We start from the raw sequence: 20,902 nt of genomic DNA, 5'->3' as shown, positions 1-20,902 counted from the left end.
TCCCGGGGCGGGCGTCGGCGTCTTCCCGTCCGTTCCCCCGGTACGTCGCCCGTGATCCGGCCGTCCGTCGTGCTGAGCACCGGAGCGGTGAGGACTACCGTCAGGAGGAGGACGTGGGAACGATGGACGTACTACCGGAGCAGTACGCGGAAATGCCGTCTCACGGACGACGACACGGCTGCTCGGACGGGACATCGTGGTGTACATGAGCTCCCTTGCGTTGTCGGTGCTGTTGTCACTGGTCTCCGCGGTCGCCTACGCGGCCGGGGCGATCGTCCAGGAGCGGGTGGCCGCGACCGGTGACCCGCGCGCCTTCGCACCGCTGCGCAGCGGGGTGTGGTGGTGGGCTGTGGCGCTCAACGGCGCCGGGGCGGTGCTGCATGTGGTGGCGCTCGCGTACGGGCCGCTCAGCCTCGTGCAGCCGCTCGGTGCCCTGACGATCGTCTTCGTCCTGCCGATGGCGGCCCTGTTCGTCGGCCGCCGGGCGGGGCGGACGGCCTGGCGCGGTGCGTTGATGGCCACGGTCGGTCTGGGCGGGCTGCTCGCGCTCACCGGAGGTGCGGGGTCGCACGCCCTGTCCGGGACGGACAGATTCGCGCTGACCGTCGGGTCGTTCGGCGCGGTGGTGGCGCTGCTCCTGCTCTCCGCGAGCGTGCGCCGGCGGATGCCCCGCAGCATGGTGCTGGCCACGGGTGCCGGGGTCGCGTTCGGCATGGCCTCCGTGTTCACCAAGACCGTGGCGGTGGAGTGGACGAGTGGCACGGTGGGTTCGGGACTGCCGACGCTGCTGGTCATCGCGGGGCTGGCCACGGCTGGGCTGCTGCTCTCCCAGGCGGCCTACCGGGGCGCCGGGCTGACGGCCCCGCTCGCGACCGTCACCGTCGTCAATCCGGTGGTGGCCGCCGCGGTGGGCATCACCTTCTTCGGTGAGCAGTTCCGCTTCGCGACGACCGGCGCGCTGGTCGCGTCGGGCTGCGGTGCGCTGGCAGCCGCCGGGCTGGTGCTGCTCACCCGCGAGCGGGCGGGGAACGACCACGCTCCTGACCCGGTGGACGCCGCACGGAGGCGTGCGACGGGGCCGGCCGACGCCGCCGGGGGACGTGCGGGCGTGGTGCTGCCCGGGCCCGGGACACCGCTGATCTCCCCGGTGCCGGGACCGTCGGGAACGGTCCCGGCACCGTCACTGCCGCCCGCCGTGCCACTGGAGCACGGCGGGGGACGCGTGGAATGCGGGGCGTCCCCCGCCGGTCCGGTGGCCGGTGGGCTGGTCAGACGCTGACGCCGCCTGCCCGAAGATAGGCCAGCGGGTCGACGTCGGAGCCGTATCCCGGGCCGGTGCGGATCTCGAAGTGCAGGTGCGGACCGGTGCTGTTGCCGGTGGTGCCCGAGCGCGCGATCCGCTGGCCGCTTCCCACCTGCTGTCCCGCGCGGACGTGGAGCGAGGACAGGTGCGCGTACTGGCTGTACTTGCCGTCGGCGTGCCGGATGACGATCTCGTAGCCGTACGCCCCCGCCCAGCCTGCCGAGACGACCTTGCCGGAGGCCACGGCCTTCACCGACGTGCCGGTGGGGACGGGGAAGTCGACGCCCGTGTGGTAGCCGCTCGCCCAGGATCCGGACTGGTGGTACGGGGTGCCGGTGCGGGCGGAGACGGGGGCGCTGAGCCCGGAGCGCTGTTCGGCGGCGGGCTTGCGCTCGGTCTTCTCGGCCTGCTTCGGGGCGGTCTTCTTCGGTGCCGCCCTCTGGGGCGCCGTCTGCTTGGGCACCGCCTCCTTCCGGGCCGCCTGCTCCGCGGGCTTCCGGTCGGTCTTCGGCGTGGCCTTCTGGGTGGACTTCTTGGCGGCCTGCCGCTGGGGGGCGCCGGTCACGTCCAGGGTGAGCCGCTGCCCGGGGATGATGAGGTCGGGGTCGGAGCCGACGACCGTGCGGTTGGCCGCGTACAGCCGCTCCCAGCCGCCCTTGACCCGCTCGGTGGACGCTATGCCGGAGAGCGAGTCGCCTCGGGCCACCGTGTAGGACTCGCGCGCGCCCGGTACGGAGGTCGGGGAAGCGGCCTCGGCCGTCCGTGGGGCGGACTTCGCGGCCCGCGGGGCGGCGGACTTCGACGCGGCCGTCTTCGCGCCGTCCACGGGTCTGCTGCGCTGCGTCTGCGGCGCGATGTCGGGGGCGTCGCCGCCCCGTGCCAGGCCGGCCCGCACCGAGCAGGCCGGCCAGGCGCCCGGCCCCTGCCCGTCCAGCACCTTCTCGGCGACGGCGATCTGCTGGTCCTTGGTGGCCAGGTCGGCTCGTGCGGCGTAGGCGGTCCCGCCGTACGCCGCCCACGTCGACCGGGTGAACTGCAGGCCGCCGTAGTAGCCGTTGCCGGTGTTGATGTGCCAGTTGCTCGTCGACTCGCAGGCGGCGACCTTCTCCCACACATCGGTCGAGGCCGCCCCGGCGGAGGCCGCCGTGAGCAGCGGGAGCGCGATGCCCGCGCCTCCCGCCGTCACCGTGAGCGAGGCACGGTTGATCCGGCTGGGCTGGTATCTGCGGTGCCGTCCGTTCGCGGCCATGACTTGGCTCCCCCACAGGCAGTAGGACACGTCGCAAGCGGCCAACTTATGGGCAGGCAAAGGGCGATGACAAGGGAGCGGCCACCCCTTGACACGCGCGCCCCGGCGCACGCGCGGTGCGACACGGGCACCGCGGAACGGGAAGCAACGCGGGCCAGGGCGGGAGAGCGCAGGGGACAGAGAGGCCGGGACCTGAGGGAGAGCGCTCTCCGTGACGGTTCCCTGATGCTATAAATGCGCTCATGACGGATGCTCTGCGATCGGCCGGTGCGGCGCCCACCCTGGAGGACGTCGCGCGGGCCGCCGGCGTCTCGCGTGCCACGGTCTCGCGGGTCATCAACGGGGTGCGCAACGTGGATCCGACGATCCAGGAGGCCGTACGAGAGGCCGTCTCCGTCACGGGATACACACCCAACCGCGCGGCCCGTTCCCTGGTCACCCGCCGCACGGACGCCGTCGCCCTCGTGGTGTCGGGCACCGGGGTCGAGCCGGCGGAGGGGGCGGACGGGGCGGACGGGGAGCCGCACACGGCGGACGGCGGGGAGCCGCCGGAGGGGGCCGGGGAGGGGTCGTTCACCGCGCGGGTGTTCGCGGACCCGTTCTTCGGCCGGGTGGTCACGGGGGTCGTCGACTACCTGCGGCCGCGCGGGATCCACCCGGTCCTCATGTTCGCCGAGAGCGCCTGGGCCCGGGACGAGGTCGTGGCGTACCTGCGCCAGGGCAGTGCCGACGGCGCCCTGATCGTGTCGACCCACGCGGAGGACCCGTTGCCCGCGCTGGTCGCGGAGGCCGGGCTGCCGGCCGTGCTGTACGCACGTCCCACCCGGCCCGCCCGGATCAGTTACGTCGATCTGGCCCACCGGGACGGCGCCCGGCTGGCGGCCGAACACCTGCTGGCCCGGGGCTGCCGACGGATCGCCACGATCAGCGGGCCGCTGGACGTACCGGCCGGGCAGGACCGGCTCGCCGGATTCCAGGAGACGATGGCCCGGCACGGCCATCCGTACATCCCGGTCGCCGAGGGCGGGTTCACCCAGGAGAGCGGTGAGGCCGCGATGGAGCGGCTGTTGACCGAGCACCCCGGCCTGGACGGGGTGTTCGCGGGGAACGACCTGATGGCGACGGGCGCCTGCCATGTGCTGCGGGACCACGGCCGGAAGGTGCCGGAGGACGTCGCCGTGATCGGGTTCGACGACAGCGGGGCCGCCGCGGCGTGCCGGCCGCCGCTGACGACGGTACGGCAGCCGGTGGAGGACATGGCCGCGGAGATGGCCCGGCTGCTGCTCGACCGCCTGGCGGAGCCGGACCGGCCGGCGACCTCCGTGATCTTCGAGCCGACGCTGGTGGTACGGGCGTCGGCGTAGCACGTACGGCCGCGGTCGCGCCGCCGGCTCACCCCGTCGCGGCGCGGCTGTAGTGGTGGGCGGGCAGGCGTCCCGGGCCGGGAGTGGTGGCGGGGCCGGGGTCCGGTACGGGCCGGGTGCCGCCGCGGGCCAGGAAGTCCGAGAGGGGCAGCGTCGCGGCACCGACCGTCACCGCGTCCGGGCCCAGGTGTCCGAGGTCGATCGTGGTGCGGGCAGCCGCGTGTCCGAGGGCGTACTCCTGGGCGTACGCCCGGATCTGCGGGAGCAGGTGGGGGCCGATCAGCAGGCCCGCCCAGCCGCCGAGCAGGATCCGTTCGGGCAGGAAGAGGTTGATGAGGTCGGCCAGGGCGGCTCCCAGGCATTCGGCCGTCTCGTCCAGGATCGTGGCGGCCACCGGGTCGGGGTCGGGGCCGCCGGGGGCGGGGCGGGCGGCCTCCAGGAGCGCGGCGAGGGCCGTCTCGTCGTCGGTGTCCTCGGGCAGCGGCCCCCCGGCCTCGTACCACCGCTCGCGCATGGCCTCGGCCCCGGCGTACGCCTCCAGGCACCCGATGGACCCGCACCGGCAGCGGCGGCCGCGCAGCTGCACCGTGGTGTGCCCCCATTCCAGGGCCGCGTTGGAGAGGTCCTGGTCGAGCATGTCGCCCCGGTTCACGCTGGCGCCCACGCCCGAGCCGATGAGCGCCACGGCGGCGGACTGGGCCCCCCGGCCGCCGCCGAACCACATCTCGGCCTGCCCCAGGGTCCGGGCGCCGTTGTCGATGAAGAACGGCACCTGTGGCGGCACGTCCACGGCGGCACGGAGGAGGCGTTCGAAGGGGACGGCGCTCCAGCCGATGGTCGGGCCGTGCACGACGGCGCCCGGTTCTCCCACGGCGTCCGGAGCGTCGCGCTCTATGATTCCGGGGACGCCGATACCGATCCCGAGCAGGCGTCCGGGGTCGGCGCCCGCGTCGCGCAGGACGTCCGACACGCCGGTACGGACGTGGCCGACGATGCGCTCGACGTCGTAGCCGTGCTGGGCCAGCAGCCGGTCGGTGCGGGCGAGTTCCGTGAGGGAGAGGTCGAACAGCTCGATGCGGACCCGGGTCTCCCCGATGTCGATGCCGACGAACAGCCCGCCGTCCGGGGCGACCCGCAGCAGCGTACGCGGACGCCCGCCGTCGGAGTCGACGATCCCCGCCTCCTGCAGGAGGCCCTCCGCGGCGAGTTCCGCGACCACGTTGCTGATCGAACCCGAGCTCAGGCCCGTCGCGGGGCCCAGCTCCTGCCGGCTCAGCGGGCCGTCGAAGTACAACCGCTGCAAGACCCTCGCCCGGTTCCCCCTTCGCAGGTCTCGCACGGTCCTTCTGCTGCGCTCAGCCATGATGCTCCCTTCGTACAGGCAACATACCCTGGCCCGGCGGCGCCGCGCGCCCTTCTTTCAGTACTTAAATTGCAGCATAATTTAATGACCGGACCCGCAGACCTCGTGACGGGTGGCGTCGCCCGGCCCGCGACCGGGACACCGCCTTCCCGCGATCCGGTGCACAGGCCCCCGGCGCATATGCTCACCGTATGGAGCAGAGCGAAGTCCTCAAGCGAGTGATCGGCATCCTCACGGAGGCCGGGGAGATGCAGCGCCAGGCGGAGCAGGAGGCGAGCGGGGGCGATGCGGACGCGGGCGGGAGCATCGTGACCACCCTCCTCAACGAGACGATGCCGCACATCGCCATCTCCGCCGACGCGTCCGTCGAGGAGGTGGCCCTCCTGGTCGGACGCGAGGTGGGCGGCGCCGTCGAACAGCTGGTCGGCGCCTTCACCCTGGCGTTCATCGCCCTCGCGCAGGTGCACGACTCCGGGGAGCAGGAGGTCACCTCGGCCGACGTCCTTCAGGACCTGGCCCTGCGCGCGGAGGAGCTGAGCGCCGGCGGTGACGGCGAGAACGGGCCGGAGGAGTCCCTGTAGCCCGGGAGCACGTCACCCGCCCAGCACCTTGCGGAGCATCACCGCGAACGCGGCGGGGTGTTCGACGACTCCGACGTGCCCGCCGGGGAACGCCACCAGCTCGCGTCCGAGCCGCTCCGCGAGGACGCGGACGGGCCGGGCGGTCAACTGGCGGCCGGAGTTCTCCCCCACCGCGGGCACCAGCCGGTCGGACACCGCGGCGAGGGCCGCCTCGTCCGGGACGTACGCCGTGAACGGGCACAGCACGTGCTCCACGAAGACCGGGAAATTGGCCTGCATCCTGGCCAGCGCCTCGGGGCCGATCGGTGGCGGCCCCGACGACTCGGGGGCGTCCTGGGGGTTGTCCTGCCGGGTGGACCCGGAAGTCTCCTCGGGCGTCGGCGGTTCCGGGTCGCCGATCCCCGCACTCATCGTCGCTGCCGCCGCCTCCGCCCCGTCGCGCCGGAACGCCGCACGCACCTCGGTGAACAGGGCGTGGGCGGCCTCCGCGTCGGGCAGCACGTCCACCACCGGCGGCTCGTGCGCCACGACCCGGTCGAGCCGCTCGGGGTGGCGGCCGAGCAGGTCCAGGGCGACGACGGCGCTCGCGCTGGTACCGAAGACCGAGGCCCGCTCGCCGTCCGGGCAGACCTCTTCGATGAGCAGGTGGACGTCCTCGCTGTGGTCCTCCACCCGCTGGTCGGCGACCGGGGCGTCGAGTCGGCTGCGCGAGTAGCAGCGCGGGTCGTAGCTGACCACCGTCCAGGCGTCCGCGAGTTCCTCCGCCAGTACGTCGTAGAGACCGGCGTCGGCGCTGCCGCCCGGCATCAGCACGAGGACCGGGCCCGAGCCGCGGACCTCGTAGTGGAGGGTCGCGCCCGTGACCTCCAGGGTGCCGGGGCGGACTTTCGTGGGCTGTTCGGTCATCGTTCTTGCCTTCCGTGTGTTCCGAGCGCGTCGGGGCCCTCGTGGGCCGGTGCCGCAGGGTGGTGTGCAGGCCTCGACCGTCTGTTTCCAGGACGCCTCCACATCGCGGGGGCGTCGAATCCACCCAGCGCCTCCAGGCTGCCGAAGCCGTGGAAGGTGCTGGGCAACAGGCGTACGGCGTCCGCGAGGTCGGGCTCGCCCTTGCCGGCCCGCCCGGCGACCGCCGCGCCGACCCGGTCGGCGCATTCCTCCCCCGCCGGCAGCGCGAGCCGCGTCCGCAGGTCCCCCAGGTTCTTCACGTGTGAGTGGAGACCGGCGTCCCTGACGCCGAATCCGCAGGCCGGTGCGGAGAGGGTCACGTGGTCGAAGCCGACGGTGTCAGCCGGTTCGGCCGCCGCCCTCACGACGTGTTCGGTGGTGAGCCCGGCCCTGGCCATGCGTCCTCCCCCTCGGCAGCTTCCTGGACCCTCCGGGCGGCGACCTGGAGTACACAGCAGGAATCCGCGGCGGGCAACGGAATTTCCGTGGCCCGCCGCGGACTTCCCGCACCGTCAGCGGGGTCAGGGACGGCGCGGGAGGTACGGGTGTGCCGTTCAGGGCAGCTCGTAGTTCTCGTCCAGGGCGGCGCCCTCGCCGGGATTGTTCTCGTCGTAGCCCCGGGCGTCGCACTGGAGGCCGCCGATGATGCAGTGGTCGACCATGGCGTCCAGCGTGGCGTCGTCCCAGGCGTTGAAGAAGTCGTAGTGGAAGGAGTGACCGGTCCCGCTGGCCAGCCTGACCTGCGACATGTCACCGTTGACCGGCCAGGCCATCTTGAACTCGATCATCGGCAGGGCGACCGGGTGCGTGGCCGGGCAGACGTCCTGGTTGGCTCCCTGGGCCCCCGGGTACGCCATGTGGGACTGGTGGTCGGGGGTGTCCAGGTGGATGCCGTCCCAGCAACTGGGCGCCTGCATGCGCAGGTTGAGCTGGACGTCGGGGCGGGTCGGGCAGGTCGCCGGGATCTCGACGTTGTGGTAGCTCTCGCCGCACTCCCAGCCCTCGACCATGCCGGGGTGGTCGCGGAACTCCTCGGCGGTCTGCATCGGGTTGCCGACGACGAACCGCAGCCCCTTGGGGAACGGGCGGACGCTGGTGTAGTCCGTCACCCCCGACTTGTAGTAGATGGTCTGCGGTCCGACGGGGCGGACCTCCTGGTCCCCGTTGTAGAGGGTCGGCATCCAGTACGCGGACAGGTCACCCGGCGCCTTGCACGCGGTGCCACCCGTGCCGAGGGAGGCCGTGGTGCTGTTCTCGTCCGTGGTGTCGTTGCCCATGAACGTGTGGTTGTGCGACTTGTTCAGCTGACCGGGGAAGACGATCGGGTCGACCGAACCGGTGTGGGTGACCGAGCAGTTCGCCTGGAACTCGTGGAAGTACCGGTGCGGCGGAATGTCGGTGGAGGGCTGTACGCCCGTGACCGGCGGGTTCGCCGGTATGTAGCCGTCGCCGTCGGGGTCGTCCCCCGAGGGGACGGGGGCCGCGGCCATGACGTGTCCCTGCATGGCGTGCGCCGCGTTGGCGGGCTCGGCGGCCGTGCGCGGGGCCGCGTCGGCGGTCGTTCCGCCGGCACCGGTGATCGCGGTGAAACCCAGGAAGACCAGGGCGAGGGACGTGAAGACGATCAGGGCGGACACCACGGTGCTTCTGCTGATTCTTTCGGCCATGCGGACCTCCATGCCGCTCTGCGTCCGCGCACATCGGGTACGCGGTGGGGGGAGAGTGGAGCTGGTGACGCACCGCGGAGGCCACCGCCCGCTGACGCCCGGGGCACGGTACGGACCGGGCCGGGAAACGGTGGGAGAGCGCTCTCCGAAGCGGTGTCAGTGTTGCGCCGTCGTTGAGACCGTGTCAATGGGTGGTGAACGACGCGTGGTCGCGGGGCGAGGGCGAGGGCGCGCCGGACCGGCCGGAGAGAGCCCCCGGGTGCGCTACGGAGCCCGTGGGCGCGGGAGGCGGCGGGTAGGGCCAGGGTCGCGCCGAGGAGCGCGTACAGGCCGGGGTCGTCGGGGAGCCTGCGGAACGGGCCCCTCCCCTGTGCGAGAGGGGCCCGTTCCGCAGGCTCCCGGGCGGTGTGGACCGCCGAAGTGGGCCGGGGCGCCCCGGCCGCCCGCGTTCGGCACACCGGCGCGTGCCGCGGGCCGGTCCGCCGAGGCGGCAAACCGCCCTGCTGCCACGGCGGACCGGCATCGTGCCCCCGCCGGAGCCGGGAGGGCGCCGACGGGGTGGTGGGAGGTGGTGACCGTCGCCGTCAGGCGGTGTGCAGGGTCAGCCCGTAACGGTTGAGGATCTCGTTGATGGGCTGGTACCAGGTCTCACCGCCTCCGCTGCAGTTGCCCCAGCCGCCCGAGGTGACGCCCTGCGCCTGGTCGCCGCTGATGAACGAGCCGCCCGAGTCGCCCGGTTCGGCGCAGACGCTGGTCTTCGTCATCTGATGGACGGCGCCCTCGCTGTAGTTGACGGTCTCGTTCTTGGCCAGGACGTTGCCGCAGTGCCAGTGGCTCGTCGAGCCGGAGCGGCAGATCGAGGCACCGATCGGTGCCTCGTTGGAGCCGCGGACGAGCTGGTCGGAGACCGTGCCCCAGCCGAGGACGACGGGGACGGTCCACCAGCCGCTGCCGACGTTCACCCACGCGTAGTCGTTGTCGGGGAACGACGAGCCCTGGATGTTGCCGATGCCCGAGCCGTCCCAGCCACGGACCTCCTGGCCCGCGCGACCGCAGTGGCCTGCGGTGACGAAGCCGCCGTGGACGGAGAAGCCGATGGAGCAGCGGACGTTGCCCGTGTAGAAGGGGTCGCCGCCGACGGTTCCGGCGGCGAAGGTCCGGGGGGCCTGAGCGGTCTGCCGTACGGTGACCGGGCCCGTCTGCCGCGCCTTGGCCAGGAAGGCGCGGACATCGTTGTCATCACGTTCCGGCGCGACCACGTTCACGACGACGCTGTTCGCCTGCGGGTCGACGTACCAGCTGCTGACGCCGCGCGGTGCCGTGAGTGCGTCGATCCGGGCCTTGGCCGCGTCGAGCTGCCGGGCCGTGTGCGTGACGAGCCGGGTCTGTGCGCCGGTCGCCCGGACGGAGCGGGCGCTCGCGTCGTCCGTGACGGCGACCGTCAGCTTCCCGCTGCCCGCGTCGAACCAGGCCCCGCCGAACGAGGCTCCGGCCGCCTTGCGTGCCGTGCTCTCGAGTGCGGTCGCCGACTTCTCGGCGGTGAGCCGGGCCTCGGCCTCGGTCTTCGTCAGCCCGAGGTCCTTCTGCATCGCCGTGAGGAGGCCCGCCGAGGCCGGGGCTTCGGTGGCTGTGGTGGAGGGATCCGCCGCGGACGCCTGGGTCAGGCCGGCGGTCGCCCAGGTGCCGATGATGAGCAGTGCGGACAGACCGGTCCGCACCATCGTCTTTGGTCTCAAGGGAGGTGCCCCTTCTGTTGTTCCAGCATGTGGGGGTGGAACAGGAAGCGGCCGAGAGCATCTGAGAGCGCTCTCAGGCTGCGCCGTGACCGGACTGTAGCCCAGTTACTCTAGGCAGGTCCATGCCAATGACCGAGGTGGTAAAGCGACCCCGTTCGACCGACGGCCCGTCAGGGGCCCTACCGACAAGAGGAATCGGCGACCGGCGGCGGCTGGGCGCAGGTGATCTTGGCCGGATCACGCCGTGGACGACCGAGACCACGTTCAGGGGGTGCCGTCGCGGGCTCGCTGGGACGACCGTTCGAGACCCGCGGCACACCGGACACCGACGGTGTCCGTCGGTCTGCCGGGGAACTGGCCGAGAAGCGCAGCCCGGACCGGTCAGAACCGGAGGTCCCACCGAGGCACCCGAACCGAAGGTACCGAACCGATGGGACCGAGCCGAGGAGGGCCGCTACGGCGGCGGGGGCGGTCTCGTGGCCCCGGCCATGGGCGGCGGAGTGCACCGCTACGCCCCGGTCGGGACCCTGCCGGGCCCCTCTCCCCGCCCGGCCCGGTTGCCGAGGTCCCCACGGCGGGCCGACGCGGAACTCCGGCCCCGGGCCGCATCACCCCCGGGTCGCGTCGGCCGTGGCTCAGGAGCCGGTGAGCTCGCGCACGGTGGCCATGTCGCTGAACGGGATCAGGGTGTCGCCGACGGTCTGGTGGGGCTCGCTTCCCTTGCCCGCGATCAGGATGATGTCGTCGGGACCCGCCGCCGAGAGGGCGAAGGCGATCGCCGCGTGCCGGTCGGCGATGCGCTCGTAGGGGGTGCCGGTCACGGCGATGCCCGGTGCCACCTGGTCCATGATGTCCTCCGGGTCCTCGTGGCGCGGGTTGTCCGAGGTGAGGACGCACAGGTCCGAGTGCGTCCCGGCGATCGTCCCCATCTCGGCGCGCTTGGTGGTGTCACGGTCCCCTCCGCAGCCGAAGACCGTGACGACCCTGCCCCGCGCGAAGCCGCGAACGGTCCCCAGCACCTTGTTCAGCGAGTCCGGGGAGTGGGCGTAGTCCACGATCACCGAGGTCCCCGCGGCGGTCGTCAGACGTTCGAACCGGCCGGGGATCTGCGGCATCCGTTCGAGCGCCGCGACCAGCCCGGTCAGGTCGTGCCCCAGGACATGGCACGCCGCCACGGTGGCCAGCGCGTTGGCCACCGAGAACCGCCCGGGCGAGGGGATCGCCGCCGGGTACTTGCGGCCCTCGTGGTGCAGCGTGAACCGGCTGCCCGCCGCGTCCACGACCAGATCGGTGGCCCGGTAGTCGGCCTCGGCGTCCAGGGCGTACGTGGTCACCGCGCCCGGCATCATCGCCTGGATCCCCGCCCCCACCGGGTCGTCGACGTTGACCACGGCGTGCCGGCACAGCCCCTGGAACAGCCGGAGCTTGGCGTCCCGGTAGTTCTCCATCGTGCCGTGGTCGTCCAGGTGGTCCTGGCTCAGGTTGGTGAAGACCCCGACATCGACGAAGGTGCGGTCGACCCGGTGCGTCAGCAGGCCCATGGACGTCGCCTCCAGCACCACACTCCGTACGCCCCGGTCGCGCATGCACCCCAGGAGGTACTGGAGGTCGGGCGTCTCCGGGGTCGTCAGGACCGACGGGGGCATCGGGATCGGCTCGTCGCCGATGCGGCTGCCGGCCGTACCGATGACCCCGGCCCTCGTGCCCTCGGAGATGCGGAGCACCGACTCGACCATGTAGGAGACCGAGGTCTTCCCGTTGGTGCCGGTGATCGCCACCACGTCCATCTGCCGGCCCGGCTCCCCGAAGTAGCGTGCGGTGACGAGCGCGGCCGCGGTGCGGGTGTCCGCGACGCGTACGACGCAGGCGTCCCGTGCCGCCGCGGGCAGGACGCAGTCCGCGTCCACCATGACCGCGGCGGCACCCCGGGCCAGGGCGGGGGCGACCGCGCCCGGACCGCCCTCCACGTGTCCCGGCACCGCGATGAAGAGGGACCCCGGGGTGACCCGGTCCGCGTCGAAGGCCGTTCCGGCGGAGATCCATGCCCGCTCGGGGTCACCCTGGAGGACGTGGTGGTCGTGCCCGGCCAGCAGCTCGCTCAGCTTCAAGATATTCCCTTCGAGGGTGGCTCGGGCCGTGGTGGGGCCGTCGCCGGAGCGCGGCGCCGGCGGTGTGCCGGGACCACGGTGGTGAAGTCGGGCTCGCGCGGCGCGCCTGGTGCGGCACGCGGAGCGCGGTACGAAACCTGCGGTACGAGGCGTGCGGCGCGGTGATCGCGGTCCGGCGCGCGGGGAAGGGCCAGCGGGACGGGGCCGTGCCCCGGTCGGGAACCGCTGAGGATCGCTAGCCGTGTCCGGGCGGGACGGTACGGCAGCTCGCCGGCGCGCCGGAAACAGGCCTTCGCAGGCCCTGCCGCGCGACGCCGGTGCGATCCATGAGGCCGAGTGTACGTCCGGGAGGGCCCGCCGGGTCCCCGTCAGCGGTGCGCGGCGGCTCCGCCCCTGGCCGAGGCCGCGCTCAGGGAGACGGTGAACGGGTGGCGCGGCGCGGTCAGGATCTGCTCCCGGTCCCACGGTTCGACCGCCTCGCGCCGTCCATCACCGCGAGCCGCGTGGCCGGGGCCGCGGTGGAGAGGTCGTGGGTGATCAGGACGAGACAGAGCCCGCTCCGCCGCCGGATCCGCGCCGCGAGCAGGTCCAGCAGCGCACGGCGGCCGACCGGGTCGAGGCCCGAGGTGATCTCGTCGCAGACCAGCACCCGGGGCCGGACCAGGAGGGCCCGGGCGAGGGCGGCGCGCCGGGGCTCGCCGCCGGAGAGCTCACCGGGGCGCCGGCGGACGTGCGCCTCCCCAGCCCCAGTCCGGTCAGCGTCCGCCGGGCCTCGGCCGGCGCCTCGGGGCGGGCGACGCCCCGAAGCCGCGTCGCCGTAGGCGCCACCTGGGCCAGGACGGGCCGGTGTTCGTCGAACGCGGCTCAGGCGTCCTGGAAGACGTACCGCACGGCGGCGAGCTGGACCCGGTCCGGTGGCGGAGACTGCGGGCAGGGCCGTCCCGTCGAGCAGGATCAGCCCTTCGTGGTCGGTCGCGAGGGCGGGTTCCTCGTTCATGGGCGCCGGCCCTTTCCGGAGCGGGGTGCGGCCGGAGGTCCCACGGCCGGGCGGCGTGCGGTGTTCCGTGGCGGCGTCGACCAGCAGATCGCTGCCCCTGGTGAGTGCGACGACGAGCAGCGCGGGCACCACGACGGCCCAGGGCCGGACGAGGAGCCCGGTCCTGTTGCGGACCGCACGCACGTTATCGACACTCGTTCTCATGGTCATATGAGTAGGCGTCAGGCCGGGCGGACCTCCGCTTCCGTTGCGCCCCCCGCCGGACCGGAGTGGAATTGCTTACAGGCACCCGGATGGGCGCGACGACCCCGGCGCCCGACGCGGCGGCAGCTCGGGCCCCGGCCGGGCGGAGAGGACACGCGATGACGGACACCGACCGGGAGACCGAAGGGACGACGTGGACCGGCCTGGCCGCCGACGAGTGGGCTGACGACGTCTACCAGCCCCAGCAGCCGGACCAGGCCTCCGACCCCGACGAGCAGCTCGACGCGGACGAGACCCTGGACGACTCGGGACTCGACGACCTCCTCGACCGGGGGTACTCCCCGGTCGAGCGGCCGCTGGCAGTCGACGACCGGGGCACCACGGCGGCGGAGCAGCGCGCCGGGGAGACTCTGGACGACCGCCTGGAGCGGGAGGCGCCCGAGACCCCCGAGGCGCCGGCGGACGGCCCCGGCGACCTGACGGGCGGTGACGGCGAGTTGTACGACGAAGAGGTCGGCACCGACCGGGCGGGGCGGCTCACCCAGGGCGGCGACGGTCACGTGCCGGCCGCGCTCACCGCCCAGGACGTCGGTATCGACGGAGCGGCGGCCTCGGCCGAGGAGGCCGCGATGCACGTGGTCCCGGAGGCGGAGGACCTGCCGCACGACGAACGGCCGCCGTGGATGTCCTGAGCGGCCCGGCCCCGGTACGCCTGGACGCGCCGGTACGGAATCACCGGCCTCCGGCGGCCCGCGCGTCGCGGCGACGGCGACGGGCGGCCTCGGCGGGGCACGCGTAGGAACGGCAATCCGTGGCAGCCGCAGAGACGGCACCACGCATCACATCCCCGACCGGATCGCAGGGAGCACACATGAGCGCCACCGCCCAGATCGGCGTCACAGGGCTCGCGGTGATGGGCCGCAACCTGGCCCGTAACTTCGCCCGCAACGGCTACACCGTGGCCGTGCACAACCGCACCACCGCCAAGACGGACGCGCTGGTCGACGAGTTCGGCGACGAGGGGACCTTCGTGGCCGCGCACACCCCCGAGGAGTTCGTCGCCGCCCTGGAGCGCCCCCGACGCCTGGTGATCATGGTGAAGGCCGGGGATCCGACCGACGCCGTCATCCGGGAGTTCGCCCCGCTGCTGGAGGAGGGCGACGTCGTCATCGACGGCGGCAACGCCCACTTCGAGGACACCCGCCGACGCGAGAAGGAGCTGCGGGAGCACGGGATCCACTTCGTCGGCGTGGGCATCTCGGGCGGCGAGGAGGGTGCCCTCGAAGGGCCCAGCATCATGCCGGGCGGTTCGAAGGAGTCGTACGAGTCCCTCGGGCCGATGCTGGAGAAGATCGCCGCGAAGGCGAAGGACGGCACCCCCTGCACGACCCACATCGGCCCGGACGCCGCCGGGCACTTCGTGAAGATGGTGCACAACGGCATCGAGTACGCGGACATGCAGCTCATCGCGGAGGCGTACGACCTGCTGCGGAGGGTCGCGGGCTACTCCCCCGCGAAGATCGCCGAGACGTTCCGCGGCTGGAACACCGGCCGCCTGGACTCGTACCTCATCGAGATCACGGCCGAGGTCCTGGCCCACACGGACGCCGCGACGGGCAAGCCGTTCGTCGACATCGTGCAGGACCGGGCCGAGCAGAAGGGCACGGGCCGCTGGACGGTGCAGATCGCGCTCGACCTGGGCGTCCCGGTGTCCGGGATCGCCGAAGCCGTCTTCGCCCGCTCCCTGTCCGGCCACGCGGACCTGCGCGAGGCCGCCCGCGAGCTGCCGGGCCCGTCGGCGACCCCGCTGGCAGAGGCCGAGGCTGCCGCTTTCGCCGACCGGGTCGAGCAGGCCCTGTACGCGTCGAAGATCGTGTCGTACACGCAGGGCTTCCACCAGATCAGGGCCGGCAGCGAGGCGTACGACTGGGACATCGACCTGGGCGCCGTCGCCTCGATCTGGCGGGCCGGCTGCATCATCCGGGCGGCGTTCCTGGACCGGATCCGGGCGGCGTACGACAACCGCCCCGGCCTCGTGAGCCTGCTGTCCGACGACGAGTTCGCCCAGGAGATCGGTGCGGCGCAGGACGACTGGCGCGCCGTCGTAGCGGAGGCCGCCCGGCAGGGGGTACCGACCCCGGGGTTCGCCGCGGCGCTCTCGTACTACGACGGGCTGCGCGCCGACCGCCTGCCCGCGGCGCTCACGCAGGGGCAGCGGGACTACTTCGGGGCGCACACCTACCGCCGCACCGACCGTGAAGGGACGTTCCACACGCTGTGGGGCGGCGACCGGTCGGAGACCGTCGCCGAGTGAGCCATGGCGGCGGGTGGAGAGCCCCTCGCGGCAGCGCCCGCGCCGAGGTGCCCGCCCACCCGTCCGGTGCGGGGCCTTCCCCACCCCCTCCTGCCGGGCGCCGCGACCACGCTCGACCGGTACGGCCGTGGCCGAGCCGTGCGTCCCCGTGGCGCGGTGCTCGTATGCTCGGCGCGTGACCAGCAGCCCTCCCCGTGAGCCGGATCGGGTGCTCGGGACCACGCTCCGCGGGGTCCTCGCTACGGCGTCGACCTGGACGGCCCGGACACCCGGCTGCTGATCACCTGGCCGTGCGCCTGACGGGTGATGTCCGACGGCCTCCCCCGACATCCACGGGCGGTTCGTCCGCGCGGCCGCTGATTGCCGTCAGTCTTGTTCCACGCGCCGAAGACCTGGGGGCCGCCATCACCGACTTTCGCCGTATGACCGCGACGCCTTCCGCCCTGTCCACGGATCCGCTTCCGACTGCGCGCTCCGCCCGGTTCGCCGAGGCCCTCCGGCAGGCGGTCGCGGACGGGCTGCTCGGCGAGGACCAGCCCGTCGCCGGCTTCCTGGACGCGCAGGGCGTGCGGCACTCGGTGGCCGCCCTGCGGGACGCCTTCGAGGCGGTGCCCGGCGTGAGTGTGCTCCACACGTTCGCAGCGAAGGCCGCCTCCCTGGTGCCCGTACTGCGCCTGCTCGCCGCGTGCGGCATGGGGTGCGAGGTGGCGAGCCCCGGTGAGCTGCGACTGGCGGTGGAGGCCGGGTTCGCACCCGAGACGATCGTCCTGGACTCGCCCGCGAAGACCCTGGACGAGCTGCGACTGGCGCTGGCGCTCGGGGTGGCCGTGAACGCGGACAGCTTCGACGAACTGCGCCGCATCGGCGAACTGCGTTCGCCGGAATCGGCGTCGGTCCTCGGGCTGCGGATCAATCCGCAGGTGGGAGGCGGCTCCATCGGCGCGATGAGCACGGCGACGGCGGCCTCGAAGTTCGGTGTGCCGCTGCGCGACCCCGGGGTCCGCGAACAGGTCGTACGCTCCTTCGCCGAGCGCCCGTGGCTGACCCGGCTGCACGCGCACGTGGGCTCCCAGGGCTGTCCGCTGGAACTCATCGCGGAGGGCGTCGCCGAGACGTACCGGCTGGCCGAGGAGATCAACGAGGCGGTGGGCGCCCGGCGGATCACGGGCATCGACATCGGCGGCGGCCTCCCGGTCAACTTCGCCGACGAGGAGGACCGGCCCGCCTTCTCCGACTACGTGAACGTGCTCAGGGCGGCGGCGCCGGGACTGTTCGAAGGCCGGTACGGCCTGGTCACCGAGTTCGGCCGGTCCCTGCTGGCCAAGAACGGCTTCATCGGGGCGCGGGTGGAGTACACCAAGGACGCGGGCGGCCGACGTATCGCGCTCACCCACGCGGGCGCGCAGGTCGCCACCAGGACCGTCTTCATGCCCGACGCCTGGCCGCTGCGGATCGGGGCCTTCGACGGGCAGGGCCGCCCCCGCGGTGGTCCGCCGATGGTCCAGGACATCGCGGGGCCGTGCTGCTTCGCCGGGGACGTCGTGGCGCACGCCCGGGAGCTGCCCGAACTGCGGGAGGGCGACTTCGTGGCCCTCTACGACACCGGCGCGTACTACTTCTCGACACCCTGGGCCTACAACAGCCTGCCGCGCCCCGCCGTGTACGGCTTCACCGTCGGCCCCGGCGGGAGCGGGGTGCGGTTCGCCCGGGTCCGGGACGCCCAGTCGCTGGACTCGGTGGCGGCCGAGAGCGGGCTGGCCCACGCCGACGCCCTCACGGGCCTCGGCACAGGCCGCCCGGCCACTCGCCGCGGCCAAGGCCAGGGCCTGTAGGCAGACCCCGCCGGGTCGCGCGTCCCCGCGCCCTGCCGCGCCGTTCGCGGCTCATCCGGCCGGCGAGGGCTCCGGTTCCGGCTCCGGTACGGGGTCGGGGCTGGGCCCGGGCGGCTGCGGAATGGGATCCGGAGCAGGGCCGGGCGGCACGGGCCCCGGCGGTACGGGCGGCGGGGAGGGCACCGGCGTCGGCGGCCCGGGCACGGGCGGGGGCGTCGGCGCGGGCGGTACGGGGTCGGGGTAGGGCTGGGTCATCTCGTCCTCCAACAGCGACGGAACGTACGCGTGGATCTCGTCTCCACCGTCTCTCCGTGCGGCTGCCCTCGCCTGCCGAGTCCATACGTCCGGCGCGGCCGGGTCCCCGGATCAGAGCAGCTCGGGGTGCGACTCGACCTGCCGCACCCCTTCCACCAGCTTCTCCTTGTCCGGTGGCCGGGCCGGCGCGCTACGACGCGGGAACGGCGTGCGGGCTCCGCTCGGTACGACTGCCCGGCACGGGCGCCGAGGCGTCGGCCCCCAGTGCCACGATGCGGTTGTCGGCGTCGACGTGCACGACGCTCGGGACGAGCGCGCGGGCCTCTGCGTCGTCGACCTGGGCGTAGCTGATGAGAATGACCAGGTCACCGGGGTGTACGAGGTGCGCGGCGGCTCCGTTGATACCGATGACGCCGGAACCGCGCTTCCCCTCGATGACGTACGTCTCGAGCCGGGCGCCGTTGTCGATGTCGACGATGTGGACGAGCTCGCCGGGCAGAAGGTCGGCGGCGTCCATGAGATCCGCGTCAATGGTCACGGAACCGACGTAGTGCAGGTCGGCCTGGGTGACGGTGGCCCGGTGGATCTTGGATTTGAACATTGTACGCAGCATCTGGGCACTCCCACAAGTAGGCTCCCTGCCTGCGTTCTTGCAGGTCAAGGGCTGTTTCACCACCCTACAACGAGTCGTATGTCCGGGCGGCTGTCCCCAGCTTCTTCCGGACCGTGCTGACCACCTGCCGACGTCTTCCTACACCCGTCAGGTGGTAGAGGAAGGGCTTCGCCCACTCTCGCGCGGAGCCCACCGTGGCGACGGCCCAAGCCTACTCAGCACCCTAACGGGCGCCCCACCCCTGGTCCCGGACCTCCCGTGACCAGGAGACGGACGCATCCCCGTCATGACCTGTCCCATCGCTGACGTGGAGCGCGGCCTTCGGCGACACCGATCCGGTGTCCTTCCGTCATGGATGGACCGCGTCTCGACTCAGCCTCGCTCCTTCGACGCGTTGCCCTCGACGGCGTCGACGACCTTCTCCGCTGTGGCCTTGGCCGAACCCGGGTTCTGGCCGGTGACGAGGTTGCCGTCGGTCACGACGTAGGAGACGAACGGCAGTGTCGCCTTCTCGTAGAGCGCGCCGCGCTCCTTGGCCTTCTCCTCGGCGTTGTAGGGGACCAGCTTGTCGACGCGGGCGAGGACCTCCTCGGTCCAGGCGAACCCCGTGATCCTGCGACCGGCGATGAGACAGGAGTCGTCGGAGAGCCGCGTGTTGAGCAGGCCGCAGTAGCCATGGCAGACCGAGGAGACGACGCCACCGCGCTCGTAGATCTCGCGGGTGATGCGCTGCAGGCCCTCGCTGTCGGGGAAGTCGTACATCACCGCGTGACCGCCGGTGAAGTAGATCGCGTCGTACTCGGACGCGTCGATCCGGTCCGGGCTCGCCGTGTTCTCGAGCAGCGCCATCTTCCCGGGGTCGGCGCGCCATGCCTTGGCGGTCTTGTCGTAGTTCGGGAACTTCAGCGCACGCGGCTCGAGAGGCACCGCGCCGCCGGCCGGGCTGACGAGCGTCTGCTCGTAGCCGTGCTCCTCGAAGACGTGCCAGGCATGCGTGAGCTCGGACAGCCACAGGCCAGTGGCGTGGGAAGGGTCGTCGTAGTGGCCGACGTTCGTGACGACGTTGAGGACGCGCTTGGTCATGGCTGATCTTCCTTCATGCGGACCGGGATGGCGAGGTGACGGGCCGTCGTAGCCGGAGCCAGAGGACTGTCAGCGGATGCCCAGGGCACGCAGCGTCTTGAACGCCCGCGTCAGGATCCGCGCCCACTGCTCGTGCTTCACCCCGCCGCGCGGGGCGAAGCCCTGGAGGCGCTGATGGGCGACGGCCGAGGCTTCGGTGCGCTTGAGCAGCCCGTCGGCGCCGTGACGGCGGCCGAGGCCCGAGTCGCCCATGCCGTCAGCGATGTCGGGAGGGCGGCCTCGACGCGGCCGGTGTCCGTGGGTGGTCGTCTCGCCCTCAGCTCCGGTCCTGGATGGAGGTGGGCACTGGCATGTGCAGCGCCAACTGGCCCTCGGTGGTGACGTCGAGCTGGATCGTCCGGATCGGCTTCAGCGAGCGCAGGTCGTCGCTCGTCCGGCCTTCGCCGAGCCGCAGGTCCAGGCCGCGGGGGAACCGCGCGGTTCCCGAGGAGAGCAGGTTGATCTGGCTGGTCGTGGAGTGCCAGGCGCCGTCGATCGTGGTGTAGGAGGTCAGGGTCGAGACGTGTTCGCCGGTGGGCCGGGCGGTCTGCTTCGGGGTGGGCGCCGACAGCGCGAGGTCAAGGCCGCCCTGGTCGTTGGCGACCCTGATGGAGGTGCGCGCGGTGTCGATGTCGACGTCGAGTTCGGCGACCCACTTGGGGAACCCGTAGCCGTCGTGGCCGCGCACCTGCGCGATCTCGGTGTTGACCGGGAGCGAGAGGACGTAGGAGTGCAGGGAGTCGTTCTTGAGCCCGGTGACCAGGTCGAGCAGGCCCAGTCCACCGTGCCGGGCCGGCTTCACGGCGATGCCGACCGCGGCCTCGGTGTAGAAGTCGATGTCGCAGACGTCGTACCGAAAGGCCATCACGGAGACGATCCCGAGCCCCGGGACGATCTCGAGTGGGTCCAGCTCCCGGGGCAGACGGGCCCGGATCGTCTTGGTCGGCGCGAGCATCGTGAGCCGGGTCGTGGAGATGCGGTAGTAGAAGTTCGGCGTCAGCGTGGGCCCGATGCGGGAATCAACGCGGCTCTTCGGCATCCGGCGGAAGAAGTCGACGCTGCTGACCCGCGGGTCCCGCTCGACCTCGTCGAGGTCGGTGTCCATGCGGAACCGGTCGTAGAGACCGCCTTCAGGGACGGTGACGAGACGCCCTCCGAGATCGACCTCTACGGTCCGGTCGTTCAGCTTGCCGGTCGATGCCATGGACCGCCCTCCAATGTGAGCACTGCTAACGTCGAGGGTCGCACG

General features: G+C 72.7%; 17 protein-coding genes and 1 pseudogene. 6 read left to right on the top strand and 12 right to left on the bottom strand.

Annotation, left to right across the window (positions count from 1 at the left end):
* Nucleotides 1-205 precede the first annotated feature (205 nt).
* Nucleotides 206-1,279 carry a DMT family transporter gene (locus SACTE_RS30655; RefSeq protein WP_014049902.1) on the top strand — a complete coding sequence of 358 codons (1,074 nt, stop codon included), beginning with the start codon at nt 206-208 and terminating at the stop codon, nt 1,277-1,279.
* Here SACTE_RS30655 and SACTE_RS30650 read toward each other — a convergent pair.
* Nucleotides 1,269-2,552, bottom strand: coding sequence for a transglycosylase family protein (locus SACTE_RS30650; protein WP_014049901.1), 1,284 nt, complete (start codon nt 2,550-2,552; stop codon nt 1,269-1,271). The genes SACTE_RS30655 and SACTE_RS30650 overlap by 11 nt on opposite strands.
* Nucleotides 2,553-2,794: 242 nt before the next feature.
* Here SACTE_RS30650 and SACTE_RS30645 point away from each other — a divergent pair, with 242 nt between their 5' ends.
* The gene (locus SACTE_RS30645) at nt 2,795-3,916 is read left to right on the top strand and encodes a LacI family DNA-binding transcriptional regulator (RefSeq protein ID WP_014049900.1); all 1,122 of its coding nucleotides are present in this window, start codon (nt 2,795-2,797) and stop codon (nt 3,914-3,916) included.
* A gap of 28 nt (nt 3,917-3,944) precedes the next feature.
* On the opposite strand, the gene SACTE_RS30640 is transcribed toward SACTE_RS30645, so the two are convergent.
* A complete protein-coding gene (locus SACTE_RS30640; protein ID WP_014049899.1) occupies nt 3,945-5,279 on the bottom strand; it encodes an ROK family transcriptional regulator in 1,335 nt (444 codons plus the stop codon).
* A gap of 191 nt (nt 5,280-5,470) precedes the next feature.
* On the opposite strand from SACTE_RS30640, the gene SACTE_RS30635 reads away from it, so the two are divergent.
* A complete protein-coding gene (locus SACTE_RS30635) occupies nt 5,471-5,860 on the top strand; it encodes a hypothetical protein (RefSeq protein WP_014049898.1) in 390 nt (129 codons plus the stop codon).
* Nucleotides 5,861-5,872: 12 nt separating this feature from the next.
* On the opposite strand, the gene SACTE_RS30630 is transcribed toward SACTE_RS30635, so the two are convergent.
* The 6 genes from SACTE_RS30630 to SACTE_RS33565 form a co-directional block, all read right to left on the bottom strand.
* Nucleotides 5,873-6,766, bottom strand: a complete 894-nt coding sequence (locus tag SACTE_RS30630) for an alpha/beta hydrolase (protein WP_014049897.1) — start codon at nt 6,764-6,766, stop codon at nt 5,873-5,875.
* Nucleotides 6,763-7,203, bottom strand: a complete 441-nt coding sequence (locus SACTE_RS30625) for a TetR-like C-terminal domain-containing protein (RefSeq protein WP_014049896.1) — start codon at nt 7,201-7,203, stop codon at nt 6,763-6,765. The genes SACTE_RS30630 and SACTE_RS30625 overlap by 4 nt, the downstream gene beginning before the upstream one ends.
* A gap of 156 nt (nt 7,204-7,359) precedes the next feature.
* Complete coding sequence (locus SACTE_RS30620; RefSeq protein ID WP_014049895.1) at nt 7,360-8,472, bottom strand: DUF1996 domain-containing protein; 1,113 nt, start codon at nt 8,470-8,472, stop codon at nt 7,360-7,362.
* A gap of 584 nt (nt 8,473-9,056) precedes the next feature.
* On the bottom strand, nt 9,057-10,193 hold the full coding sequence (locus tag SACTE_RS30615) for a S1 family peptidase (protein ID WP_014049894.1): 1,137 nt from the start codon (nt 10,191-10,193) through the stop codon (nt 9,057-9,059).
* A gap of 650 nt (nt 10,194-10,843) precedes the next feature.
* The gene (locus tag SACTE_RS30610; protein ID WP_014049893.1) at nt 10,844-12,316 is read right to left on the bottom strand and encodes a UDP-N-acetylmuramoyl-L-alanyl-D-glutamate--2,6-diaminopimelate ligase; all 1,473 of its coding nucleotides are present in this window, start codon (nt 12,314-12,316) and stop codon (nt 10,844-10,846) included.
* A 442-nt stretch (nt 12,317-12,758) separates the two neighbouring features.
* Nucleotides 12,759-13,517: an ATP-binding cassette domain-containing protein gene (locus tag SACTE_RS33565; RefSeq protein ID WP_226995195.1), complete on the bottom strand. Its 759-nt coding sequence runs from the start codon at nt 13,515-13,517 to the stop codon at nt 12,759-12,761.
* A gap of 158 nt (nt 13,518-13,675) precedes the next feature.
* Between SACTE_RS33565 and SACTE_RS30600 the strand changes: the two genes are divergently transcribed.
* From SACTE_RS30600 to SACTE_RS30590, 3 genes are all read left to right on the top strand, one after another.
* Nucleotides 13,676-14,209 (top strand): DUF5709 domain-containing protein, encoded by a 534-nt coding sequence (locus SACTE_RS30600; protein WP_014049891.1) that lies wholly within the window; start codon nt 13,676-13,678, stop codon nt 14,207-14,209.
* 179 nt (nt 14,210-14,388) lie between these two features.
* Complete coding sequence (gene gndA / locus SACTE_RS30595) at nt 14,389-15,831, top strand: NADP-dependent phosphogluconate dehydrogenase (RefSeq protein WP_014049890.1); 1,443 nt, start codon at nt 14,389-14,391, stop codon at nt 15,829-15,831.
* A 422-nt stretch (nt 15,832-16,253) separates the two neighbouring features.
* The gene (locus SACTE_RS30590; RefSeq protein WP_014049889.1) at nt 16,254-17,663 is read left to right on the top strand and encodes a hypothetical protein; all 1,410 of its coding nucleotides are present in this window, start codon (nt 16,254-16,256) and stop codon (nt 17,661-17,663) included.
* 445 nt (nt 17,664-18,108) lie between these two features.
* Here SACTE_RS30590 and panD read toward each other — a convergent pair whose 3' ends face one another.
* From panD to SACTE_RS30570, 4 genes and pseudogenes are all read right to left on the bottom strand, one after another.
* Entirely contained in the window at nt 18,109-18,531 is a 423-nt protein-coding gene (gene panD / locus SACTE_RS30585) for an aspartate 1-decarboxylase (protein WP_014049888.1), read from the bottom strand.
* A 372-nt stretch (nt 18,532-18,903) separates the two neighbouring features.
* The gene (locus SACTE_RS30580) at nt 18,904-19,614 is read right to left on the bottom strand and encodes a type 1 glutamine amidotransferase domain-containing protein (protein WP_014049887.1); all 711 of its coding nucleotides are present in this window, start codon (nt 19,612-19,614) and stop codon (nt 18,904-18,906) included.
* Between the two features lie 69 nt (nt 19,615-19,683).
* Nucleotides 19,684-19,869 (bottom strand): annotated as a pseudogene (gabD2, locus tag SACTE_RS30575) (succinic semialdehyde dehydrogenase); the annotation flags it as partial.
* A 61-nt stretch (nt 19,870-19,930) separates the two neighbouring features.
* Nucleotides 19,931-20,857, bottom strand: a complete 927-nt coding sequence (locus SACTE_RS30570) for an acetoacetate decarboxylase family protein (protein WP_014049886.1) — start codon at nt 20,855-20,857, stop codon at nt 19,931-19,933.
* Nucleotides 20,858-20,902 lie beyond the last annotated feature (45 nt).

The organism is Streptomyces sp. SirexAA-E, from assembly GCF_000177195.2.
In the GTDB taxonomy this organism is placed as follows: Bacteria; Actinomycetota; Actinomycetes; order Streptomycetales; family Streptomycetaceae; genus Streptomyces; species Streptomyces flavovirens.
The sequence above is the reverse complement of the archived record's forward strand: the minus strand, read 5'-3'. Positions and strand labels throughout refer to the sequence as shown.

What these genes read in the sequence shown, in the direction of transcription:
- SACTE_RS30655 (WP_014049902.1), top strand. Translation starts at nt 206, where the DNA reads ATGAGCTCCCTTGCGTTGTCGGTGCTGTTGTCACTGGTCTCCGCGGTC.
- SACTE_RS30650 (WP_014049901.1), bottom strand. Translation starts at nt 2,552, where the DNA reads ATGGCCGCGAACGGACGGCACCGCAGATACCAGCCCAGCCGGATCAAC.
- SACTE_RS30645 (WP_014049900.1), top strand. Translation starts at nt 2,795, where the DNA reads ATGACGGATGCTCTGCGATCGGCCGGTGCGGCGCCCACCCTGGAGGAC.
- SACTE_RS30640 (WP_014049899.1), bottom strand. Translation starts at nt 5,279, where the DNA reads ATGGCTGAGCGCAGCAGAAGGACCGTGCGAGACCTGCGAAGGGGGAAC.
- SACTE_RS30635 (WP_014049898.1), top strand. Translation starts at nt 5,471, where the DNA reads ATGGAGCAGAGCGAAGTCCTCAAGCGAGTGATCGGCATCCTCACGGAG.
- SACTE_RS30630 (WP_014049897.1), bottom strand. Translation starts at nt 6,766, where the DNA reads ATGACCGAACAGCCCACGAAAGTCCGCCCCGGCACCCTGGAGGTCACG.
- SACTE_RS30625 (WP_014049896.1), bottom strand. Translation starts at nt 7,203, where the DNA reads ATGGCCAGGGCCGGGCTCACCACCGAACACGTCGTGAGGGCGGCGGCC.
- SACTE_RS30620 (WP_014049895.1), bottom strand. Translation starts at nt 8,472, where the DNA reads ATGGCCGAAAGAATCAGCAGAAGCACCGTGGTGTCCGCCCTGATCGTC.
- SACTE_RS30615 (WP_014049894.1), bottom strand. Translation starts at nt 10,193, where the DNA reads ATGGTGCGGACCGGTCTGTCCGCACTGCTCATCATCGGCACCTGGGCG.
- SACTE_RS33565 (WP_226995195.1), bottom strand. Translation starts at nt 13,517, where the DNA reads ATGAGAACGAGTGTCGATAACGTGCGTGCGGTCCGCAACAGGACCGGG.
- SACTE_RS30600 (WP_014049891.1), top strand. Translation starts at nt 13,676, where the DNA reads ATGACGGACACCGACCGGGAGACCGAAGGGACGACGTGGACCGGCCTG.
- gndA (WP_014049890.1), top strand. Translation starts at nt 14,389, where the DNA reads ATGAGCGCCACCGCCCAGATCGGCGTCACAGGGCTCGCGGTGATGGGC.
- SACTE_RS30590 (WP_014049889.1), top strand. Translation starts at nt 16,254, where the DNA reads ATGACCGCGACGCCTTCCGCCCTGTCCACGGATCCGCTTCCGACTGCG.
- panD (WP_014049888.1), bottom strand. Translation starts at nt 18,531, where the DNA reads ATGCTGCGTACAATGTTCAAATCCAAGATCCACCGGGCCACCGTCACC.
- SACTE_RS30580 (WP_014049887.1), bottom strand. Translation starts at nt 19,614, where the DNA reads ATGACCAAGCGCGTCCTCAACGTCGTCACGAACGTCGGCCACTACGAC.
- SACTE_RS30570 (WP_014049886.1), bottom strand. Translation starts at nt 20,857, where the DNA reads ATGGCATCGACCGGCAAGCTGAACGACCGGACCGTAGAGGTCGATCTC.